Raw genomic sequence first — 20,416 nt, forward strand, 5'->3', positions numbered from 1 at the left:
AGTTTTGGCTAAGTGTGGTTTTTTATTTAAAATAGTAAAATAGTTAAATGAAAATTTTTGCAATCACCGAAAAATATCGTCGTTTCAATTTAAAATAAGACAAGGTGGCGCACCGAATACAGTACACATAGTACGGCGAGACGTACCAACACTGTATTATTTTAAAGTGGAACGACTATAATTAATTATAAGGACAATCAATGGCAAATTTGAATGCTAAATGGCAGCCTTTTTGGCAAGCAATAACCTATGCGTTGCAAGAAACAGATCCGCAACATAAGGTTGCTTTAGTTAATCAGCTTTATGAACAATTATTACCTGCTATTTCTTTGCAGCAACTTGAGGATTTTCCAGAAGTTGAGCCAGTACAAGAAATCGCAGGGTTTCCTAGCAAACCGTTACTTGTTGCTCCTAAAGATGTGCCAAAGCGTTCTTTTGCCAGTCAAGAAGGCTATGCTGCTACTTTACATGCTATTGCCCATATTGAATTTAATGCGATTAACCTTGGTTTAGATGCGGCTTGGCGTTTTGGGCGAGCAGCACAACAAGAATTAGCTCAAGGACAAACCTTTGTGCAAGATTGGTTGAAAGTTGCCAAAGAAGAGGCATTGCATTTTACTTTAGTTAATGAGCATTTAAAAAAATTGGGCTATCAATATGGTGATTTTGAAGCTCACGCAGGGTTGTGGGAAATGGCACAAGCCACTGCGGGGGATATTTGGCGGCGTATGGCGTTAGTACCGAGAGTGTTGGAAGCGAGGGGATTAGATGCCACGCCTGTATTACAAGAAAAAATTGCTCAACGTAAAGACTTTGTAGCGGTGGAGATTTTAGATATTATTTTGCGTGATGAAATTGGACATGTTGCAATAGGTAATCATTGGTATCATGCTTTATCTAAAAAACGAGGTTTAGACCCTATGCAATCCTTTAGCGAATTATTACATCAATATCGTATTGTGATTTTTAAAGGTGTGATTAATACTGATGCCCGTATTCAAGCAGGCTTTAGCCAATATGAGTTAGATTGGATCAAAGAAATTGAGGATTCTTTTAAACGGTAATGAATAGGCGAGAATATCTCGCCCATTTGTTTTGATTAATCCTCAAATAAATCATCAAGAATAGTGCTATCGTTCCAAATTTCCTCTAAGAACTCGAGCATTTTTTCTTTTTCTGTACTAGAAAAACCGCTAAGATCAAAGCCTTGTGAGGTAGATATGCGGATTCGGACATAGACATCGTCAAATTTTGTAGCAATGCGTTCGGGTAGCACTTGTTGTAATCGGGCAATCACTTTGTCTTGCATAATGGCTTTTTTACTGTCTCTTTCTTTGGCAAAACGAATATCAATCTTTTTCATATAATGCTCCTGCTTACTGTTTGTTTGTACAGTATTATAAATAATTAAAAATGCCTGTCAATATATCCAGCAAAATAACTGTAATTATTATCAGTGGTTTTGATTTCACTTTGCTTTACTTTGAACAAATTTTGTGTTTTATTGACAATGTTTTTATTTAGAGATTGTCTTAATCATAGTGGACTTAATTAAAGTGCGGTCATTTTTTCAATTATTTTTAGGAGAAATTTATGTGTAGTAAAAAATGGGCTAAAGTGTTGAGTTTAGCCACTTGTTTAACCTCAACGGCGGTATTTGCTAGTCAGGATCTTATCTTTGATCCACAGCAATATAAATCTCAAACCATTACGGTAAATGGCAAATCAATGGCGATTCGTGCTTATGAAAATATTGTGTATGTAAGCAATCCTGTGGATACTAATTATCAAATTATGAATATTTATATTCCAGAGGCTTATTTTGAAGGGAAAAGTATCGGGCAATATAATGCAGAAAATGCACCGATTTTTTTACCTAATCAAGTCGGTGGTTATATGCCCGCGAAACCTGCTACTGCGACAAGTGAAGCACAAGGCTTTGCTGGACAAGCAGCAAAAACGGTAGCAGCAGCCTTGGAACAGGGCTTAATTGTCGCTTCGCCGGGGGCAAGAGGGCGTACTACTCAAAATACACAGGGCGAATATACAGGGAAAGCACCCGCAGTGATTGTGGATTTAAAAGCAGCGGTGCGTTATTTGCATTTTAATGATTCAATTATGCCGGGTGATGCCAATAAAATTATTTCTAATGGAACGAGTGCAGGCGGGGCGGTTTCTGCTTTGCTTGGTGCAACGGGCGATAATCAAGATTATGAACCTTATTTGCAAGCATTAGGGGCGGCGAATGCCAGTGATCGTATTTTTGCGGTATCCGCCTATTGTCCAATTACTAATCTTGAACACGCAGATATGGCGTATGAATGGCAATTTAATGGCATTAATGATTACAAAAAAATTGATGTGAGTATGTTGGATTATAATGTGCAACGCAAAGAAGTGCTGGGTACATTAGATAATCAACAAATTCAAGTTTCCGCTCAATTAAAACAGCAATTTCCTGCTTATCTTAATAGCCTTGCGCTGACCGATGAACAGGGCAATCTATTAAGTTTAGATAAACAAGGGCAAGGTAGTTTTCAGCAATATGTAAAATCTTATGTATTGCGTTCTGCTCAAACGGCATTATCACAAGGTAAGGATTTAAGTCAATTTAGCTGGCTGCAAATTGAAAAGGGCAAAGTTACCGATCTTGATTTTAACGCTTATTTGCACTATATGGGGCGTATGAAAACGCCACCTGCATTTGATGCGTTAGATTTAAGTAGTGGCGAAAATCAGTTATTTGGTACGGCAAGTATAGATAAGCGTCATTTTACGCCTTATTCTCAACAACATAGCTTGATTGCCGATAGTCAGCAAGCGGATCAGGACGTGGTGAAACTGATGAACCCCCTTAATTATTTAAATAATACGCAAACCAATGCACAATTTTGGCGGATTCGTCATGGCACAAAAGACAGCGATACCAGTTTAGCCATTCCTGTTATTTTAGCCACATCATTGCAAAACCAAGGCTATCAAGTGGATTTTGCGTTAGCTTGGGATCGTCCGCATAGTGGAGATTATGATTTAGAGGAATTGTTTGCTTGGATTAAACAGATAAGTCAATAAGCAAAATGATTAGGCCGCACAAAAGTGCGGTCTAATTTTATGTAGAATTATTTAGCCTGTTGTTTTAACCAATCTTCCATTTGCTTAATTTCAGGTTCTTGAGCCTGAATAATTTGTTCGGCGAGTTTACGCATTTCAGGATCTTTGCCATACTTTAATTGAATTTTTGCCATTTCTATTGCACCTTGATGATGTGCAATCATACCTTGTGCAAAAGAAATATCGGGATTTTGTGCAAAGGCGGCTTGTTCCATATCGTGGTGCATTTCGGTCATTGAGGAAAGATAGGCTTGACCAAATTCGGTGTTCGGTTGGTTGTGATTATGATGATGGTGGTTATTGGCGGCAATGGCAAATGTGCTACTGAGTAAACCGGTCAGCAAAATTACTGCAAATTTTTTCATAGATTTCTCCAAATAAAAATATAAACGCTGTGATGAAGTTATCACAAGGGTTATGACAGCAAGAAATATTAATTAGTTCAAAATAAAGCAAAGAAATGCCAGTTTTTGAAGATTAACTGGCATTGAAGTGCGGTGAGAAATAAAATTATTTTATAAGTCGTCCTACTTTAAAATAATACAGCGTTGGCACGCCTTGTCTTATTTAAAAAAACTATAATTTATTGGGTAAATCCCACCAAATATCAAATAATTCACTGATTTCAATTTGTTGTAATCCGTTATTTTCTAGCCATTGTTTAACCAATTGCCGATGGGATTCATCACATTTTCCTGTTTGTTCTAAGCAAACCAAACCTTCCCAATGTAAGTAACCGCTACCTTCGTAAGCTAATTGGTTCGGTTTGATTACTTCTTCAATAAAACGATCGACCGTTTCATCAATTTGCTCAATGGAAGTGCCTTCCGCAAATTGCCAATTAACTAAAAAACCAAATTCTTGGTATTCAGCAAGATGCAATTTTTTGCGTTGTCTTTTATTATGTTTAGTAGCCATATTTTTTCCTTATTATTGCTTAGGTTTTAATAAAATAGAGATCCCACACGCCATGCCCTAATTTTTGCCCACGTTGTTCAAATTTGGTTAAAGGGCGAGAGGCAGGGCGAGGAATATAATCATTATTCGGCGACTGATTGTTAATATTCGGATTTTGTTGCAACACCTCTAACATATATTCAGCATAATTTTGCCAATCTGTTGCCATATGAATAAAGCCTTGAGGTTGTAATGCCGAGATAATTTGCTGAATAAAGTCAGGTTGAACAATACGTCTTTTATGATGTTTGCTTTTTTGCCAAGGATCAGGGAAGAAAAGTTGTAATCCCGCTAGACTTTCAGGAGCAATGCAATCACGCAGAATTTCAGTGGCATCGTGGCAAATAACCCGTAAATTTTTAACATTTTGTTCTACGGCATACGCAATACAAGCCCCAACACCGGGCGTATGGACTTCAATTCCCAAATAATTGTTGTTAGGATTTTGCTTTGCCATTTCTACTAAGGATTTGCCCATACCAAAACCGATTTCCAAAATAACAGGGTTATCATTAGCGAAAATTTGCTGGAAATTAAAGTGAGAGGATTGATGTTCTAACCCATAAGTTTGCCAGTGGCTATTCATCGCATTTTTTTGCAACTCACTCAATCGCCCTGTACGTAAAACAAAGCTACGCACCTTACGTTTATACCGTCCATCAGCGGTAAATTCTGCCACTTCAACGGTTTTACGTTTACGCTCAGCAAAAGTGGTTTGTTGTTTATTCATAATATTTTTGTGATTAGCATTAATGAAATTGATGATTATAAGGATTTTTTTATTGAAGGGAAAGCTGGATAAGAAACAAAAAATTTGCAAAAACTGACCGCACTTTTAGGAAACCGATTAAATGAGATATGTGACTAATGATAATAAATATCATTTGTATTAATTTGAGTTAAATGATAAAGTTAATTTACGTTTCGTTGTAAACGTATGTTTGGTTGCGGTAAATATTACCGCTTTTTTATGGATAACCTAAAGGAAAATGAATATGTCTACAAAATTTAGGCTTACTTCTATTAGTTTAATAGTGCTAGGCACATTAGCAAGTTCATCTTTGTTAGCTGAGCAAAATTCAAATACCGTTACACTTGACGAAATCGTGATTTCGGCACACCAGGGTACAAAAGTAGAAACGGATATTGTTACTTTGCCAGAAATGGACGAGGGAACGGCAACCGATATGCGTACAGTATTAGCGAAAGAACCGTCTATTGATTTTGGCGGTGGTAACGGGACTTCTCAATTTTTAACCATTCGTGGAATGGGGCAAAACTCCGTAGATATTAAAGTGGATAATGCTTATTCTGATAGCCAAATTCTTTATCATCAAGGGCGTTTTATTATTGACCCTTCTTTATTAAAAAGTATTTCTGTACAAAAAGGGGCCGGTGCAGCCAGTGCAGGGATTGGGGCAACCAATGGGGCAATTATCGCCAAAACCGTTGATGCATTAGATTTGCTTGCCAATAGCCAGCGTGATTATGGTTTTAAATTAAATACAGGTTATGCAAGCAATGATGGTTATTCTTATGGTGCAACGGTTTTTGGTAAGGCTGGGCATTTTGATGCGTTAATTTCCTTTAATCGTATCAATGACCATGATTACAAGCCTGGCAAGGGATTTGAGAACTTTGAGGGGGGGGGTACGGTACCCTATAGTGCGTTAGATAAACGCAGTTATTTAATCAAATTAGGGGCAACTTTTGCTAATCATCGTTTTGTTTTAAGCCATTTAAGCGACCAACACCGAGGAGTACGTTTAGTTCGTGAAGAATTTGCTATCGGTGGACCAAGACTAACCCTTGCTCGTCAATCACCCGCCTATCGTGAAACCACTTTAACCAATACCAATCTAGAATGGACAGCCAAAGAATTAGGCTTTATTAGTGAATTAACTGCCAATGCGTATTTTATGCAAAATAAACGCTATTCTGCTGACGACAGTGGTTGTGGCTATTGCGGTAACGTAGAAGGTCCAACTACTACCAAAATTAATACTCGTGGCTTTAATATTAATCTTGATTCTCCATTAGGACAAAATACTCTCATTAAATATGGGGTGAATTATCGTGATCAAAAAATTATTCCTCATGCTTTCTTATTACCTAATTACTCATTAACTGAACCGAAAAAAACCGATGTAGGTAATTATGTTGAGGTTATTCATTCTATTAGTGATTTTATTTTAACGGGAGGATTGCGTTACGATTACTTTAACCTTAAAGCAATGGACGGTAAATCTGTTTCTGATGGACGCTTTAATCCAAGTTTTGGGTTAATTTGGATGCCATTAGAAAATTTAAGTTTTAACATCAATCATAACTATGCTTCTCGTAGCCCACGTTTATATGATGCCTTAATGACCCATGGTAAAAGAGGGGTAATCTCTATTGCTGATGGTACAGTCGCCGAGCGGGCTCGCAACACAGAATTAGGCTTTAACTATAAATATGCAGGTTTTACTTTAGCAGGAAGTTACTTCTGGCAAAAAATTAATGATGCGTTAGCCAATCCGCAAGACCGACATCAAGTGGCGGGTGTTAGAGTAAGAGAAACGGTAAATGCGGGTTATATTAAAAATCATGGCTATGAATTAAGTGCTTCTTACGAATATAACGGCTTTACTGCACGAGTTGGGGTAGCACAAAGTAAACCGAGAATTTATGATACTCACCCTGATAATTTACTTAGTGCCAACCCTGAGTTCGCAGTGCAAGTGGGAAGAACTTGGACAGCTGGTTTAGCTTATCGCTTTACTCAACCGAATCTTGAATTAGGTTGGCGTAATCGTACGGTACAAGATGCTAAAGGATCAGTATTAGTGCGTGATACTACAGAAGTAGAACGTAATGGTTATACAGTACATGATTTTTATCTTAACTGGAAACCTTTCAATAATGATGATATGAATGTCAATGTTTCGCTTAATAATGCGTTCAATAAATTCTATTATCCGCATACTCAACGTGGCGATACCTTACCTGGCATAGGTAGAAATTTCACTGTTGGGGTAAATTATACGTTCTAATTCGTTAGATTAATAAAACACAATAGCCAGTTTATCACTGGCTATTTTTCTGTTTATAAGTATAGTCGTTCCACTTTAAAATGATACAGTGTTGGTACGCCTCGCCGTACTACTTGTACTGTCTTCGGCGTATCGCCTTGCCTCATTTTAAATTGAAACGACTATATAATAAGAGGTAAAATAAACAGTAGGTGCTGGCTTTGCCTTTATGCTACACTTGCCCACTATTATTATTTTGCTGTTATTTTATTATGCTCGCTCAATCTTCTGTGTCAGCCCCTTTTGCTCAGGCTGTATTAGCTTGGTTTGACCAATTTGGTCGTAAACATTTGCCTTGGCAACAACAAAAAAATCTCTATAAGGTTTGGTTATCTGAAATTATGTTACAGCAAACCCAAGTGGCTACGGTTATTCCCTATTTTGAACGCTTTATAAAGCGCTTTCCTACTATTAGTGAGCTGGCTAATGCTCCTTTAGATGAAGTGTTACATTTATGGACGGGGTTAGGTTATTATGCGAGAGCAAGAAATTTGCATAAAACCGCTCAGATTGTGCGAGATCAATATCAAGGGGCATTTCCAACAGACTTTGCTGAGGTGGTGGCATTACCGGGGATTGGGCGTAGTACAGCGGGAGCGATATTATCTTCGGTATTAAATCAGCCCTACCCGATTTTAGATGGCAATGTAAAACGGGTGTTATCCCGTTATTTTGCCATTGTTGGTTGGGCAGGGGAAAAAGCTGTAGAACAGCAATTATGGGCGTTAAGTGCGGAAGTTAGCCCTCGTGAACGGATTGCCGATTTTAATCAGGCAATGATGGATATTGGGGCAATGGTCTGTACTCGTAGTAAACCTAAGTGCGGTCTTTGTCCATTAAGTTTTCAATGTCAGGCTTATGGAGAGCAAGATTGGCAACGTTATCCGGGTAAGAAACCCAAAAAATCTTTGCCAGAGCGTACTAGCTATTTTTTAGTATTGGCTCAACAAGGTAAAGTGTATTTACAACAACGTCCTAATCAAGGTTTATGGGGGGGATTATATTGTTTTCCGCAATTTGAGAGCAAAGATGAATTATTGGCTTTTTTGCAGCAGCAAGGTATAAAGCATTATCAAGAATGGACAAGTTTTCGTCATACATTTAGCCACTTTCATTTAGATATTTACCCAATTTATGCACAATTAACCCCACCTATTGAGCAACAAGAGCGTACAGATTGGCGAAAAATTGCAGAAAAAACGGCGAAATATAAATCTCAGGTAGGCACTGAACTTAAATATTGGTATGATCCTGATAATCCTGAACCGATAGGATTAGCCACACCAGTGAAAAATTTATTATGTCAATTTCAACAACATAAACTTAATTTTAGTTAAGTTGTGGAATTTTTTATTCATCATTTAAACGAGAGGGTATTATGGCAAGAACCGTTTTTTGTGAGTATTTAAAACAAGAGGCAGAAGGCTTGGATTTTCAGCTTTATCCTGGAGAACTTGGAAAACGTATTTTTGATTCTATCAGTAAACAAGCCTGGAGCGAGTGGCTGAAAAAGCAAACAATGCTAGTAAATGAAAAAAAACTCAATATGATGAATGTAGAACATCGCCAATTACTTGAGCGAGAAATGGTAAGTTTTTTGTTTGAAGGAAAAGATGTACATATTGAAGGTTATGTTCCACCATCAGAAAAATAAGTTATGAAAAAATATCTTGCATGGGCGATAGTGCCTTTTCTTTTTGCTTGTAGTAGTTCAAATAAATCCGTTGATCCCTTTGATGAGGCCTTTATTAAGGATACGAGAGGGTTAGATATTTTAACTGGGCAATTTTCCCATAATATTGACCGTATTTGGGGCGTGAATGAATTATTGGTAGCAAGCCGTAAAGACTATGTGAAATATACCGATGGTTATACCACACGCAGTCATGTCAGCTTTGATGAAGGGGTCATTACCATAGAAACCCAAGCAAACTTGGATCGTTTACGTAATGCGATTGTGCATACATTATTAATGGGGTCTGATGCAAATGGTATTGATCTCTTTGCTGATGGTGATGTGCCTATCAGTTCTCGTCCTTTCTTAGTTGGTCAGGTTATTGATCATCTTGGTGGATCAATTAGCAACGTAACGGTAGCAAATAATTTTGCTAATTATCTTATCCAAAATAAATTGCAAACTAGACGATTAAATAATGGGCATAATGTTCAATTTGTTACTATTCCAATGATTGCTAATCATGTTGCCGTACGGGCTCAAAAATATTTACCTATGGTGCGTAAATCTGCTCGCCGATATGGCATTGATGAAAGCTTGGTATTAGCCATTATGCAAACGGAATCAAGTTTCAACCCTTATGCCATTAGTTATGCGAATGCCATGGGATTAATGCAGGTTGTGCCACATACGGCGGGACGAGATATTTTCCGCGAAAAAGGTATGTCAGGGCAACCCTCAAAAAGTTATTTATTTGATCCTGCTAAAAATATTGATGCTGGTGTGCATTATTTATGGATTTTACAAAATAAATATCTTGATGGTATTACCGATCCAACCGCCAAACGTTTTGCGATGATTTCGGCTTATAATAGCGGGGCGGGTGCAGTATTGCGAGTATTTGATCAAGATAAAGCGACGGCGATTGATAAAATTAATCGTCTTTATCCTGAACAAGTTTATCGTATTTTAACCACTAATCACCCGTCATCACAGGCAAGAAATTATTTGGTTAAGGTAGATAGTGCCCAGAAAACTTATCGTGTTCGCCGTTAAAATTTAAACGGAAATCGGGTTAAATTTATGCGTATTGAATATAAAGCACGCAGTCAAACAAAAAAACACAATATTTTTAAAATAGCTGTTGACTTAAATGCGAAAAAACGGTTTAATACGCCCCGTTGACGCGATGAGCGTAACGCCTCGATAGCTCAGTCGGTAGAGCAGGGGATTGAAAATCCCCGTGTCGGTGGTTCGATTCCGCCTCGAGGCACCATCTCTTCCTCCTTAGTTCAGTCGGTAGAACGGTGGACTGTTAATCCATATGTCGCTGGTTCAAGTCCAGCAGGAGGAGCCAAATTTAAGAAAAGCCCTTAAACATCCTTGGTTAAGGGTTTTTTGCTCTGTAAAGTATGTATGGCCAAGATAGTTGCTAATCATTATTTCTTAAAATTACTAACAAATCTTTTTATTTGAAGCATCCTTTATAAACATAGTATTTAAGGCTTGCTAAACCCCTCTTTATATTTACACTCATTTCCATTACATTTATCTTCATCATTCTCCTTTCTTTACTGTAAAGCAAAACTATATCAATAATATTGACTACAAATATTTTCCTGTATTTTTTAAAGAATATACTGAGATTTAGGACTAATCTCATACTATCCTAATATTTTTACTGAAGTTAAGTAAATCATCTTGCTATTTAACTTTTTTCCATATTAAAATACCCCCCCCCGCGGGAGTTTAGATTTTAAACAGTCGTTATTCTTAATGTTTCAACTCAATCTTAATTAAGGGGTAAAATATGAGTCATAAACCAGAAATCATGACCAATCCGCTCACTAACAAAGGTACTGCTTTTAGTTATGAAGAACGGAAAAAATACGGTTTAATTGGGCGTTTGCCTTCCTCTGTAGAAACCTTAGACCAACAAGCACAACGTGCTTACCGCCAATTTTCCTCCTACACTAAAAACCTTGATAAATATATTTTCCTTGATCAACTACATAATCGTAATGAAGTGCTTTATTACCGTTTATTGGTAGATCATTTAGCGGAAATGTTGCCTGTAGTTTACGACCCAACCATTGGTGAGGCAATTAAAAAATGGAGTCGTGATTATCGCCGTAGCAGAGCAGTGTATCTTTCCATTGATCACCCTGAAGACATTAAAACCGCTTTTGAAAGCCTTGGATTAGGCAAAGATGATGTTGATCTTATTGTTTGTTCTGATGCTGAAGCGATTTTGGGCATTGGTGACTGGGGTGTGAACGGTACTGATATTTCGGTGGGTAAACTGGCTGTTTATACCGCTGCCGCAGGTATTCACCCTGAACGTGTGATTGCGGTAAACCTTGATGTGGGTACAAATAATGAACAATTATTAAACGATCCTGATTATCTCGGTAACCGTCATTCTCGTGTACGTGGGCAACGCTATGATGATTTTATTGCAGCTTATTTAAAAACCGCGGCAGAATTATTCCCAAATGCGTTATTGCATTTTGAAGATTTTGGGGCAGGTAATGCTCGCCGTATTTTAATGCAATATCGTGATCAATATCGTATTTTCAATGATGATATGCAAGGCACTGGTGCGATTGTGATGTCAGCAGTTATTGCAGGGTTAAAAGCGAAAGGGCAAGGTTTTGCTGAACAACGTTTATTAGTCTATGGCGCAGGTACGGCGGGTACGGGTATGGCGGATCAGATCCACGCCGCTATGGTGCGTGAAGGGCTTTCTGCTGAGCAGGCTAAATCACAAATTTGGTTAATTGATGTGAATGGTTTAGTCAGTGAACAAATGGAAAACTTACCAGACTATCAACAAGCCTATGCACGTCCTCAGGCAGAAGGACATTCAGGCGATAGCCTATTAGAAACGGTAAAACGTGTAAAACCAACCATTTTAATCGGTACTTCAACGGATCACGGTGCGTTTACCCAACAAGTGATTGAGGCCTTAGCCGAAGGCTGTGAACGTCCAATTATTCTGCCATTATCTAATCCAACAGAAAAAATTGAAGCGATGCCTGCGGATCTTGTGCCTTGGACGAAAGGAAAAGCCTTGATTGCCACGGGTATTCCTGTTGAACCTGTACAATATAATGGTGTGGGCTATGAAATTGGACAAGGTAATAATGCCTTGCTATACCCAGGATTAGGGTTAGGGGTAATTGTTTCTGGGGCAAAACAGGTAACAGACAATATGTTGCAGGCAGCCGCAGAGGCGGTAGCATCACAGGTCAATGCTTCAACCTTAGGAGCAGCCATTTTACCACCAGTAGCAAATTTAAGAGCTTCCTCTGCAACGGTGGCGGTGGCTGTGGCGAAACAAGCGGTAGCTGACGGCGTGGCAACAAAACAATCCGATGATTGGATTCAAACTGTACACGAACAAATGTGGCAACCAGTTTATGGTTCAGAAGACAAATAATGAGGGAAAAGACAGAGGGCAATGTCCTCTGCTCTTTTTAAGGAGTTATTAAATGGTCTTTTTAACTGCCATAGAAAGTGTACTATCCATTATTCTATTAATCAGCCTTGGTTTTCTGCTTGGGTATAAACAATATTTTTCTACTGATTTTGCTGAAAATATTTCCAAATGGATAATGAATATTGCCCTGCCAGCCTCAATTTTTACTGCTGTGCTAAATTACCTTAGCTTAGATAAATTACTTTCTCTTTCCGAGGGATTAGTTTATGGTGCAATCGCCATTATTATTGGCTATGTGCTAGCTTGGTTACTTGTCAATGTACTAAAAGTGCGGTCAGGACGGCGTGGTGTTTTTATTAATACCATTGTGAATGCGAATACTATCTTTATTGGTTTACCCCTTAACGTAGCGTTATTTGGCGAAGTCAGTATGCCTTATTTTTTGGTGTACTATGTACTGAATACCATCTCTACTTGGACTTTTGGGGTCTATTTGATCAGTATTGATAGTATGGAAAAGCAAAATAAAAAACACCATTTTGATTGGCATAAATTATTGCCTGCACCATTAATGGGGTTTTTAGTAGCATTAATTTTCTTGTTTACTAGCATACCTGTACCTAAATTTATTTTTTCTTCGCTTCAATATATCGGTGCAACTGTTACACCATTATCTCTGTTATATATCGGTCTTACCTTATATCGAGCAGGACTAGCGAGCATTCGCTTTGATAAAGATACAGTAGGGGCATTAGTCGGTAAATTTGTGTTATCGCCATTGATTATGTTTGCTGTGATCTTACTGGGCAGAAATTATTTCCCATTAAATTATCTTGAGGAACAAACTTTAATCATTCAATCTGCGGTTTCTGCGTTAGCGGTATTACCGATTTTAGCTAACGAAGCCAAAGGCGATGTACCTTTTGCCACCAATGTAGTCACTGCCAGCACTGTATTGTTTATTATCGTTGTGCCGATTGTTGATGGGTTATTGCAGTTTTTGTAGCAAATAAGAAATGTCCTAATAAAAAATCCCTTTAATTATTCAATTAAAGGGATAAAATTTTTGTAAATCACACCGCACTTTGCGATTAACTCATATATAAACCGCCATTAACATGTAATGTTGTGCCAGTAATATAACCTGCATCATCAGAGGCTAAAAATGCCACAGCTTTGGCAATATCCTGTGCTTCACCTAAACGTCCTGCTGGTACGTTAGCAAGAATACTGTCTTTTTGTTCGTTATTTAAGACTTCTGTCATATCCGTTGCAATAAAACCCGGTGCAACCACATTGACAGTAATGCCTCTTGAGGCAACTTCTTTCGCTAAGGCTTTACTAAAACCGATTAAACCTGCTTTGGCAGCACAGTAATTACTTTGCCCCAGATTTCCCATTGAACCAACTACTGAGCCAATATTAATAATTCTGCCATAGCGTTTTTTCATCATACTACGCAACATGGCTTTAGATAAATGATAAACCGAGGTTAAATTGGTTTGCATAATATCAAACCATTCTTCATCTTTCATACGCATTAATAAATTATCACGTGTAATACCAGCATTATTCACTAAAATATCAATCTCGCCATATTGTTGTTTAATTTTTGCTAATAGCTGATTAATGCTTTCTATCTCTGTTACATTTAGCACCATACCACAACCTTGCTCGCCTAAATAGGCTGAAATGGTTTCTGCCCCTTGCTGAGAAGTGGCTGTGCCAATGACGGTTGCACCTTTAGCTGCCAATTCCTGTGCTATGGCTTTACCAATTCCACGTGTTGCTCCTGTTACTAAAGCGATTTTACCTTGCATTATCTTTCCTCTAAATTGATTAAGCTAATAATTGTTCTACCGCTGCTAATGAAGCACTATCATTAACTGCTGTTGCCTGTAAATTATCACAAATTCTTTTGGTTAAGCCCATTAATACTTTGCCCGGTCCGACCTCAACAAGGTATTCAATACCTTGTGCATTCATTTTTTCAACAGTTTCTGTCCAGCGTACGGGGCTATATAATTGGCGAACGAGTGCTTGACGTATAGCTTCGCTTTCATTCTCTGCTTTAACATCAACGTTATTTATCACTGGCACAAGTGGCGTTTTAAAGGCAACACTGTCTAAAGATACCGCTAGCTGATCTGCCGCAGGTTTCATTAACGCACAATGGGAAGGCACACTAACCGCTAAAGGTAAAGCACGCTTTGCCCCTGCCGCTTTACAAGCCGCCGCTGCACGTTCTACCGCCGCTTTATTCCCTGCGATGACCACTTGTCCCGGTGAGTTAAAGTTCACTGCTGATACCACTTCACCTTCTGCACTTTGCTCACAAGCCTTAATAATACTGTCATTATCTAAACCGATAATGGCATACATTGCTCCTGTCCCTTCTGGTACAGCCTGTTGCATTAATTTTCCGCGTAATTCTACTAATTGAATAGCATCTTGAAAATTCAATACACCCGCACAAACTAACGCTGAATATTCGCCTAAACTATGCCCAGCCATTAACGTTGGTTGTAACTGTGGATATTGTTGTTGCCATACACGATAAATAGCTACCGAAGCCGCTAAAAGTGCGGGCTGAGTTCGCCACGTTTTATTCAATTCTTCCGCTGGACCTTGTTGTGTTAATTGCCATAAATCATAACCTAAAACCTCTGAGGCTTCTTTAAAGGTTTGTTCTACCAAGGGAAAGTGTGTTGCTAACTCCGCTAACATTGCCACTGATTGCGAACCTTGTCCCGGAAAAACCATTGCAAATTTTTTCATTTTATATCCTAAATTATGCTTAAATCATTAAAAACGCACTAAGGCAGACCCCCAAGTCCAGCCTCCACCAAAACCTTCTAATAATAACAATTGCCCACGCTGAATACGCCCATCACGCACAGCAATATCTAATGCAGTGGGAATACTTGCTGCACTGGTATTACCAAATTGATCTAAAGTTACCACCACTTGCGACATTGGCATAGCTAATTTTTTCGCAGTAGCGGCGATAATTCGCAAGTTCGCTTGATGTGGTATTAACCAATCAATTTCTTTTTTATCTAGTTGATTTTCAGCTAAAGTTTCTTCCACCACGTTGGAGAGTTCTCGCACTGCTAATTTAAAAGTTTCATTACCTTGCATCACAATATAGCCAGACTGGTTATGCTCAGGTTCTGCTTGCGGTAACATTAACATTTCGCTTTTTTCTGCGGAAGCGTGTAAATGGGTGGAAATAATGCCTTGTTGTTCGCTTGCCGTTAAAATAACCGCTCCTGCACCATCGCCAAATAATACCAAAGTACTACGATCCTGTGGATCTAAATGACGAGAGTTTAAATCAGAACCTATCACTAAGGCATTACGGACTTTACCTGTACGAATAAATTGATCCGCCACACTTAACGCATAAACAAAGCCAGTACAAGCCGCTGCCAAATCAAAAGCAATAGCATCTTGAATATTTAATAAACCTTGAATTTGACAAGCCGCACTCGGATAAGCATGCGAATTTGTCGTGGTCGCCACCACAATTAAATCAATTTCATCTGCCTGTAATTGTGCCATTTCAAGGCATTGTTTAGCCGCCTCTGCTCCCATAGTCGCCACCGTTTCATGCTCAGTGGCAATACGGCGTTGTTTAATGCCACTACGTTGTGTGATCCATTCATCAGAGGTATCAACCATTTTTTCTAAATCAGTATTTGTCCTGATTTTTGCTGGTAAATAACAACCAGTAGCTAATATTTTGCTATACATAATCTCTACTTATTAGTTTTTTTCTAAACCAATTAATATTTTATTCGGGATAGCTTGACGTGCTTGCAATGCTGCGTCTTTAATCGCATAAACAAAGCTATTCACCGTAGATGAGCCATGTGCTTTCACTACCACTGCATTTAAACCAATGAGTGATGCACCATTATATTGTTCAGGATTAAAATGGGCTAATCGTTGGTAACTGTTATTGAAAAAGCGTTTAACTAACCAACTTACCATTCTATTTAAACGAGGATAAGCAAAGAAAGAGCGTTCTTTCAACACAGACATTAAGTTCATCATTGCTCCCTCTAAGGTTTTTAAGGCAATATTACCATTAAAGCCATCAGATACTATGACGTCAGCAACACCATTTAATAATAAATTTCCTTCAATAAAACCAACATATTGTAAATTTGCATTTCCTTCAATTAAATGGGCTGCATCACGAATAGATTTATAACCCTTAATTTCCTCAATTCCAATATTCAATAAGGCAATACGAGGATACATTATATTTAAGGTATTTTCTGCAAAAATTGCGCCCATTAATGCAAATTGGTAAAGGTTTTCAGCACGACATTCAATATTTGCACCTAAATCAAGCATCACTGAACAACCATTATTGATAGTTGGAATAAGCGATAATAAAGCTGGACGATCTATCCCGGGTAAAGAGGGAAGTAACACTTTTGCCAAGCCCATTAATGCAGCGGTATTACCTGCACTTACACAAGCCTTGGCATCACCCTTTTGTACCGCTTCAATAGCTAACCGCATAGAACTCCCTTTACTATGTCGCAAAGCATAAGATAAACCTTGTTGATTATTAATTTCACGCTGACAATGACAAATATGTAAGCGTTGTTGAATTGATATTGGGCTATTTTGCAGTAATGGGGTAATTTGTTGGCTATCGCCAAATAATAAGAGTTCCAACGTTGGATCTTGCTCCAACGCCAAAATAGATGCAGGGATAGTAATACGGGGACCAAAGTCCCCGCCCATCACATCTAACGCAAGGGTTAGACGGCTCAAATGATCACCTATGAGGAAATCAATAATTATTTATTGATAACCTTACGACCGCGATAGTAACCATCAGCGGTAACGTGGTGGCGTAAATGGGTTTCACCACTTGCTTTATCTACTGATAACGCAGCTGTGGTTAAAGCATCATGCGAACGACGCATATCACGACGTGAACGAGATTTTTTATTCTGTTGAACAGCCATTGGCTATACTCCTAAATTTACTTCTGCTTCAAACTAGCTAATACAGCGAAGGGATTCGGTTTATTTGCCAGCTCTTCTGGCAATTGACCAAAAACTTGCTCCGCCACGGACACTTCACAGTGTTCAGTTTCATGCATTGGCACTAACGGCAACGTAAGAATTAACTCGTCTTCAATAGTACCAATTAAATCTATTTCACCAAACTCATTAAACTCTATTGGCTCATAAATTTCAGGCAATACATCAATTTGATCCAAATTAGCAACGGGGCTATAACAAAACGCCGCGGTTAAAGTCTTAACCATAGGTTGTTGACAACGTTGACAAACTAACTCTACATCAACGCTTGCTTTTCCTTCCATTACCACCAATTTTTGTGGATCAATAAAAAACGACAAAGTCACCTGCACATTACTGAGCACTTGACTTACTGATTCAGTTAAACGTACGAGTTGATCCTGTGCGTAATAACCCACATAATCTAATCTTCGTTGAGCGTCTTTAACCGGATCAACGGTTAAGGGTAATTTTACCTTCTGCATAGGGCGAGAATATTACCCTTAGCGGACAAAATAGTCAAAGGAAATTATAAAAATTTCACGATTTTTAGTTTGATAAATCTTGTAAACAAAACAAATCACTAAAATCTTCAGAACAGATAGCCTTTACCGCAGGGTGTTGAATCACTCGTTCAACAAAAATCGCATAATAGGATTCGCTTATTTCTTTCGTTTGTCCTATCTCTACTAAATTTTCTCGCTCCTTGCGACAAATAGAAGGTAAAACCAAAATAGCATTTTGTGATAGCGCAAAGGCTTTCATTAATGCCGCATCATCAAACTCACCGATAACTTGAATATGTAGCCCTTTGATATTTATCCAAGATTGTAATTTACGCCCTAATGCAGTTTTAGCACTAGGTAGTAACATTGGGTTATCTTCTAAACAATAGGGGAAAGGCCTTTCAATATTGGGGGATAAAGCAAAAAAACTGAGAGGAGATTCCCCTAATTTAATTGAGTAAATCCCTTCCTGCTGGGCTGAATCCACTGGACAATCGGAAAGAAACATATCAATTTGATGTTGAGACAATTGTTCTAATAACAATTCATGGGTTGATTCAAAGCAACGCAATTTTATTCGATTATTTTGCTGTTGCGTTTTTTGCAAAATTTGGCTAACTAATGGTTTTGATAAAGCATCAGCTACACCAACATCAAACGATAAATACTGATCTTGATGCGAATCAAGAATTTCAAGCATTTCTTGGCTCAAAGCAAACATTTTCTCACAATAACGAAACACTATTTTTCCGAGTTCAGTAGGCTCAATACCCCGTCCTTGTCGTTTAAATAATTTCCCATTGAATCGGTTTTCTAACGCTCTAATTTGACTAGTTATTGCCTGTGAGGTTAGCGATAAACGTTGAGCGGCTTGGCTAACCGAGCCGCTTTTACATACCAACCAGAAATAATAGAGTTGATTAAAGTTAAGTGGCATATTATTCACTCACTTTATTGGTACAAGATTTCAATAAGAAATAACCAATCACCGCTGATAATGAAGAACCTAATAAAATGCCTAAACGTGATAAGGTATTAATGGTATCCCCTGCCTCATCGCCAAAAGCCAATCCTGCTAAAAACATTGACATCGTAAAACCAATACCACAAAGCACCGCTACGGCAAAAATTTGAGTAAAATTAACCCCTTGCGGTAATTTCGCAATTCCTAATTTCACTGATAAAAAACTAAAACCAAATACACCTAAAGGCTTACCTAGTAACAAGCCTAATGCAATCCCCAATGGTAACGGAGAAGTCAACATTGCTAAATTAATATTACCCAAATAAACCCCTGCATTAGCAAATGCAAATAAAGGCAAAACAAAGAATGAACACCAAGGTGCTAAAATATGTTCAAAGTCTTGCAACGGTTTCTCACCATTTTTTCCCTTTAACGGAATACAAAAACCTAAAATTACCCCTGCTAAGGTTGCATGGACACCAGATTTTAATACAGCGGCCCAAAGTACTAACCCCACTACCATATAAGCACATAGCGAAGAAACCTTATAACGATTCATAATAACTAGTACAGCTATGGCACATGCCGCAATTACTAAAGATAAGGTATCTAATCCTGAAGAAAAGAATAAAGCAATAATCACTATTGCCCCTAAATCATCAATAATGGCTAAAGCTAATAAAAAAACTTTTAACGCCAATGGCACACGTTTACCTAATAAAGCCACAATTCCAACAGCAAAAGCAATATCTGTTGCCATAGGAATTGCCCAACCGCCTTGTAAGCTCGGTTCTACACTGGTAATTGAATAATAAACCATTCCTGGTATTACCATCCCCCCAATCGCTGCAATGGCAGGAAAAATTGCTTGTTGATAGCTTGATAGTGATCCTTTTAACAATTCTTTCTTCACTTCCATACCAACCAACAGAAAAAACACCGCCATAAAGCCATCATTAATCCAATGGATAAGGGTTTTATCAATAGAAAATGCACCAAATTGCACACTAACAGGGATATTAAGGAAAGCAAAATAAACAGTATTAAAGCCTGTATTAGCAAAAATAATTGCTAACAACGCAAAAGTAAGCAGTAATATTCCGCTAGCTGACTCCGACTGGAAAAATTTTTTAGTATTTTCTAACATACAAGTTCCTCTTAATAAAAAATTTACGCCATATAAACTATGATATTAAACATAAATAGTTAAAAATTTTTAATATATAGTCGTTCTACTTTGAAATAATATGACATTGAATCTCCTTACTCTCTTATCTTATTTCAAATTAAAACGAACACATAACAAGATTATATGAATAATAATTAGGTTTCAACAAATAAAATTTGTTATCTTTGAGCTGGATCACAAAATTAATATATAGTCGCTTCAATTTAAACTAATACAAAGCGTATGTTAAAGTGGGACAATTATAAATCAGCATTACCTTTATGGTAATGCTGATTTTTTATAAGGCTATCAATTTCTCTTAGCTCAAGAAAAAGTATTGTGTGACTAAAAGTGCGGTGTGTTTTTCAAAAATTTTTATAGTCGTCCCTCTTTAAAATAAGACAAGGCGTACCAACGCTGTATTATTTTATAAATGAAACGACTATAAAAAAACCTAGCTAAGCTAGGTCT

20 protein-coding genes and 2 tRNA genes are annotated in these 20,416 nt (G+C 37.9%); 10 read left to right on the forward strand and 12 right to left on the reverse strand.

The window, feature by feature from the left end; all coding sequences use genetic code 11:
• Positions 1-200: 200 nt before the first annotated feature.
• Entirely contained in the window at positions 201-1,064 is an 864-nt protein-coding gene (locus A6A20_RS05560) for a ferritin-like domain-containing protein (RefSeq protein WP_279572531.1), read from the forward strand.
• Positions 1,065-1,099: 35 nt separating this feature from the next.
• On the opposite strand, the gene A6A20_RS05565 is transcribed toward A6A20_RS05560, so the two are convergent.
• Positions 1,100-1,363, reverse strand: coding sequence for a DinI-like family protein (locus A6A20_RS05565; protein WP_279572532.1), 264 nt, complete (start codon positions 1,361-1,363; stop codon positions 1,100-1,102).
• Between the two features lie 230 nt (positions 1,364-1,593).
• On the opposite strand from A6A20_RS05565, the gene A6A20_RS05570 reads away from it, so the two are divergent.
• The gene (locus A6A20_RS05570; protein ID WP_279572533.1) at positions 1,594-3,072 is read left to right on the forward strand and encodes a subtype B tannase; all 1,479 of its coding nucleotides are present in this window, start codon (positions 1,594-1,596) and stop codon (positions 3,070-3,072) included.
• Between the two features lie 47 nt (positions 3,073-3,119).
• On the opposite strand, the gene copM is transcribed toward A6A20_RS05570, so the two are convergent.
• From copM to trmB, 3 genes are all read right to left on the reverse strand, one after another.
• Positions 3,120-3,476, reverse strand: coding sequence for a CopM family metallochaperone (copM, locus tag A6A20_RS05575; protein ID WP_279572534.1), 357 nt, complete (start codon positions 3,474-3,476; stop codon positions 3,120-3,122).
• 211 nt (positions 3,477-3,687) lie between these two features.
• The gene (locus A6A20_RS05580; RefSeq protein WP_279572535.1) at positions 3,688-4,029 is read right to left on the reverse strand and encodes a YggL family protein; all 342 of its coding nucleotides are present in this window, start codon (positions 4,027-4,029) and stop codon (positions 3,688-3,690) included.
• Positions 4,030-4,048: 19 nt separating this feature from the next.
• Positions 4,049-4,798, reverse strand: a complete 750-nt coding sequence (trmB, locus tag A6A20_RS05585) for a tRNA (guanosine(46)-N7)-methyltransferase TrmB (protein WP_279572536.1) — start codon at positions 4,796-4,798, stop codon at positions 4,049-4,051.
• A 265-nt stretch (positions 4,799-5,063) separates the two neighbouring features.
• Here trmB and A6A20_RS05590 point away from each other — a divergent pair, with 265 nt between their 5' ends.
• From A6A20_RS05590 to A6A20_RS05625, 8 genes are all read left to right on the forward strand, one after another.
• A complete protein-coding gene (locus tag A6A20_RS05590) occupies positions 5,064-7,103 on the forward strand; it encodes a TonB-dependent siderophore receptor (RefSeq protein WP_279572537.1) in 2,040 nt (679 codons plus the stop codon).
• A 251-nt stretch (positions 7,104-7,354) separates the two neighbouring features.
• A complete protein-coding gene (mutY, locus tag A6A20_RS05595; protein ID WP_279573750.1) occupies positions 7,355-8,479 on the forward strand; it encodes an A/G-specific adenine glycosylase in 1,125 nt (374 codons plus the stop codon).
• 41 nt (positions 8,480-8,520) lie between these two features.
• Positions 8,521-8,796, forward strand: a complete 276-nt coding sequence (locus tag A6A20_RS05600) for an oxidative damage protection protein (RefSeq protein WP_279572538.1) — start codon at positions 8,521-8,523, stop codon at positions 8,794-8,796.
• A 3-nt stretch (positions 8,797-8,799) separates the two neighbouring features.
• A complete protein-coding gene (mltC, locus tag A6A20_RS05605; protein WP_279572539.1) occupies positions 8,800-9,873 on the forward strand; it encodes a membrane-bound lytic murein transglycosylase MltC in 1,074 nt (357 codons plus the stop codon).
• A gap of 144 nt (positions 9,874-10,017) precedes the next feature.
• Positions 10,018-10,093: transfer RNA gene (locus A6A20_RS05610), tRNA-Phe, on the forward strand.
• A gap of 5 nt (positions 10,094-10,098) precedes the next feature.
• A tRNA-Asn gene (locus tag A6A20_RS05615) sits at positions 10,099-10,174 on the forward strand.
• 453 nt (positions 10,175-10,627) lie between these two features.
• On the forward strand, positions 10,628-12,259 hold the full coding sequence (locus tag A6A20_RS05620) for an NAD-dependent malic enzyme (protein ID WP_279572540.1): 1,632 nt from the start codon (positions 10,628-10,630) through the stop codon (positions 12,257-12,259).
• Between the two features lie 52 nt (positions 12,260-12,311).
• Positions 12,312-13,265, forward strand: a complete 954-nt coding sequence (locus A6A20_RS05625; RefSeq protein ID WP_279572541.1) for an AEC family transporter — start codon at positions 12,312-12,314, stop codon at positions 13,263-13,265.
• A gap of 85 nt (positions 13,266-13,350) precedes the next feature.
• Here A6A20_RS05625 and fabG read toward each other — a convergent pair whose 3' ends face one another.
• The 8 genes from fabG to nhaA all read right to left on the reverse strand — a co-directional run bounded on the left by fabG (position 13,351) and on the right by nhaA (position 19,924).
• On the reverse strand, positions 13,351-14,079 hold the full coding sequence (gene fabG, locus A6A20_RS05630) for a 3-oxoacyl-ACP reductase FabG (protein ID WP_279572542.1): 729 nt from the start codon (positions 14,077-14,079) through the stop codon (positions 13,351-13,353).
• Positions 14,080-14,098: 19 nt separating this feature from the next.
• Positions 14,099-15,037 carry an ACP S-malonyltransferase gene (fabD, locus tag A6A20_RS05635; protein WP_279572543.1) on the reverse strand — a complete coding sequence of 313 codons (939 nt, stop codon included), beginning with the start codon at positions 15,035-15,037 and terminating at the stop codon, positions 14,099-14,101.
• A gap of 27 nt (positions 15,038-15,064) precedes the next feature.
• Positions 15,065-16,015, reverse strand: a complete 951-nt coding sequence (locus A6A20_RS05640) for a beta-ketoacyl-ACP synthase III (protein WP_279572544.1) — start codon at positions 16,013-16,015, stop codon at positions 15,065-15,067.
• A gap of 12 nt (positions 16,016-16,027) precedes the next feature.
• Positions 16,028-17,053 (reverse strand): phosphate acyltransferase PlsX, encoded by a 1,026-nt coding sequence (plsX, locus tag A6A20_RS05645; RefSeq protein WP_279572545.1) that lies wholly within the window; start codon positions 17,051-17,053, stop codon positions 16,028-16,030.
• Positions 17,054-17,079: 26 nt separating this feature from the next.
• Positions 17,080-17,250 carry a 50S ribosomal protein L32 gene (rpmF, locus tag A6A20_RS05650; protein ID WP_032108325.1) on the reverse strand — a complete coding sequence of 57 codons (171 nt, stop codon included), beginning with the start codon at positions 17,248-17,250 and terminating at the stop codon, positions 17,080-17,082.
• 17 nt (positions 17,251-17,267) lie between these two features.
• The gene (gene yceD, locus A6A20_RS05655) at positions 17,268-17,792 is read right to left on the reverse strand and encodes a 23S rRNA accumulation protein YceD (RefSeq protein WP_279572546.1); all 525 of its coding nucleotides are present in this window, start codon (positions 17,790-17,792) and stop codon (positions 17,268-17,270) included.
• A 64-nt stretch (positions 17,793-17,856) separates the two neighbouring features.
• Entirely contained in the window at positions 17,857-18,750 is an 894-nt protein-coding gene (nhaR, locus tag A6A20_RS05660) for a transcriptional activator NhaR (protein ID WP_279572547.1), read from the reverse strand.
• A gap of 1 nt (position 18,751) precedes the next feature.
• Positions 18,752-19,924, reverse strand: coding sequence for a Na+/H+ antiporter NhaA (gene nhaA, locus A6A20_RS05665; RefSeq protein ID WP_279572548.1), 1,173 nt, complete (start codon positions 19,922-19,924; stop codon positions 18,752-18,754).
• Positions 19,925-20,416 lie beyond the last annotated feature (492 nt).

Origin of the sequence: Volucribacter amazonae (assembly GCF_029783845.1) — a bacterium.
Lineage (GTDB): Bacteria > Pseudomonadota > Gammaproteobacteria > Enterobacterales > Pasteurellaceae > Volucribacter > Volucribacter amazonae.

Excerpts from the sequence above, each read along its gene's own strand:
- nhaA (WP_279572548.1), bottom strand. The coding sequence starts at position 19,924 with ATGTTAGAAAATACTAAAAAATTTTTCCAGTCGGAGTCAGCTAGCGGA.
- A6A20_RS05580 (WP_279572535.1), bottom strand. The coding sequence starts at position 4,029 with ATGGCTACTAAACATAATAAAAGACAACGCAAAAAATTGCATCTTGCT.
- fabG (WP_279572542.1), bottom strand. The coding sequence starts at position 14,079 with ATGCAAGGTAAAATCGCTTTAGTAACAGGAGCAACACGTGGAATTGGT.
- nhaR (WP_279572547.1), bottom strand. The coding sequence starts at position 18,750 with ATGCCACTTAACTTTAATCAACTCTATTATTTCTGGTTGGTATGTAAA.
- A6A20_RS05640 (WP_279572544.1), bottom strand. The coding sequence starts at position 16,015 with ATGTATAGCAAAATATTAGCTACTGGTTGTTATTTACCAGCAAAAATC.
- A6A20_RS05600 (WP_279572538.1), top strand. The coding sequence starts at position 8,521 with ATGGCAAGAACCGTTTTTTGTGAGTATTTAAAACAAGAGGCAGAAGGC.
- mutY (WP_279573750.1), top strand. The coding sequence starts at position 7,355 with ATGCTCGCTCAATCTTCTGTGTCAGCCCCTTTTGCTCAGGCTGTATTA.
- A6A20_RS05560 (WP_279572531.1), top strand. The coding sequence starts at position 201 with ATGGCAAATTTGAATGCTAAATGGCAGCCTTTTTGGCAAGCAATAACC.
- A6A20_RS05570 (WP_279572533.1), top strand. The coding sequence starts at position 1,594 with ATGTGTAGTAAAAAATGGGCTAAAGTGTTGAGTTTAGCCACTTGTTTA.
- A6A20_RS05620 (WP_279572540.1), top strand. The coding sequence starts at position 10,628 with ATGAGTCATAAACCAGAAATCATGACCAATCCGCTCACTAACAAAGGT.
- A6A20_RS05565 (WP_279572532.1), bottom strand. The coding sequence starts at position 1,363 with ATGAAAAAGATTGATATTCGTTTTGCCAAAGAAAGAGACAGTAAAAAA.
- A6A20_RS05625 (WP_279572541.1), top strand. The coding sequence starts at position 12,312 with ATGGTCTTTTTAACTGCCATAGAAAGTGTACTATCCATTATTCTATTA.
- copM (WP_279572534.1), bottom strand. The coding sequence starts at position 3,476 with ATGAAAAAATTTGCAGTAATTTTGCTGACCGGTTTACTCAGTAGCACA.
- fabD (WP_279572543.1), bottom strand. The coding sequence starts at position 15,037 with ATGAAAAAATTTGCAATGGTTTTTCCGGGACAAGGTTCGCAATCAGTG.
- trmB (WP_279572536.1), bottom strand. The coding sequence starts at position 4,798 with ATGAATAAACAACAAACCACTTTTGCTGAGCGTAAACGTAAAACCGTT.
- A6A20_RS05590 (WP_279572537.1), top strand. The coding sequence starts at position 5,064 with ATGTCTACAAAATTTAGGCTTACTTCTATTAGTTTAATAGTGCTAGGC.
- yceD (WP_279572546.1), bottom strand. The coding sequence starts at position 17,792 with ATGCAGAAGGTAAAATTACCCTTAACCGTTGATCCGGTTAAAGACGCT.
- mltC (WP_279572539.1), top strand. The coding sequence starts at position 8,800 with ATGAAAAAATATCTTGCATGGGCGATAGTGCCTTTTCTTTTTGCTTGT.
- rpmF (WP_032108325.1), bottom strand. The coding sequence starts at position 17,250 with ATGGCTGTTCAACAGAATAAAAAATCTCGTTCACGTCGTGATATGCGT.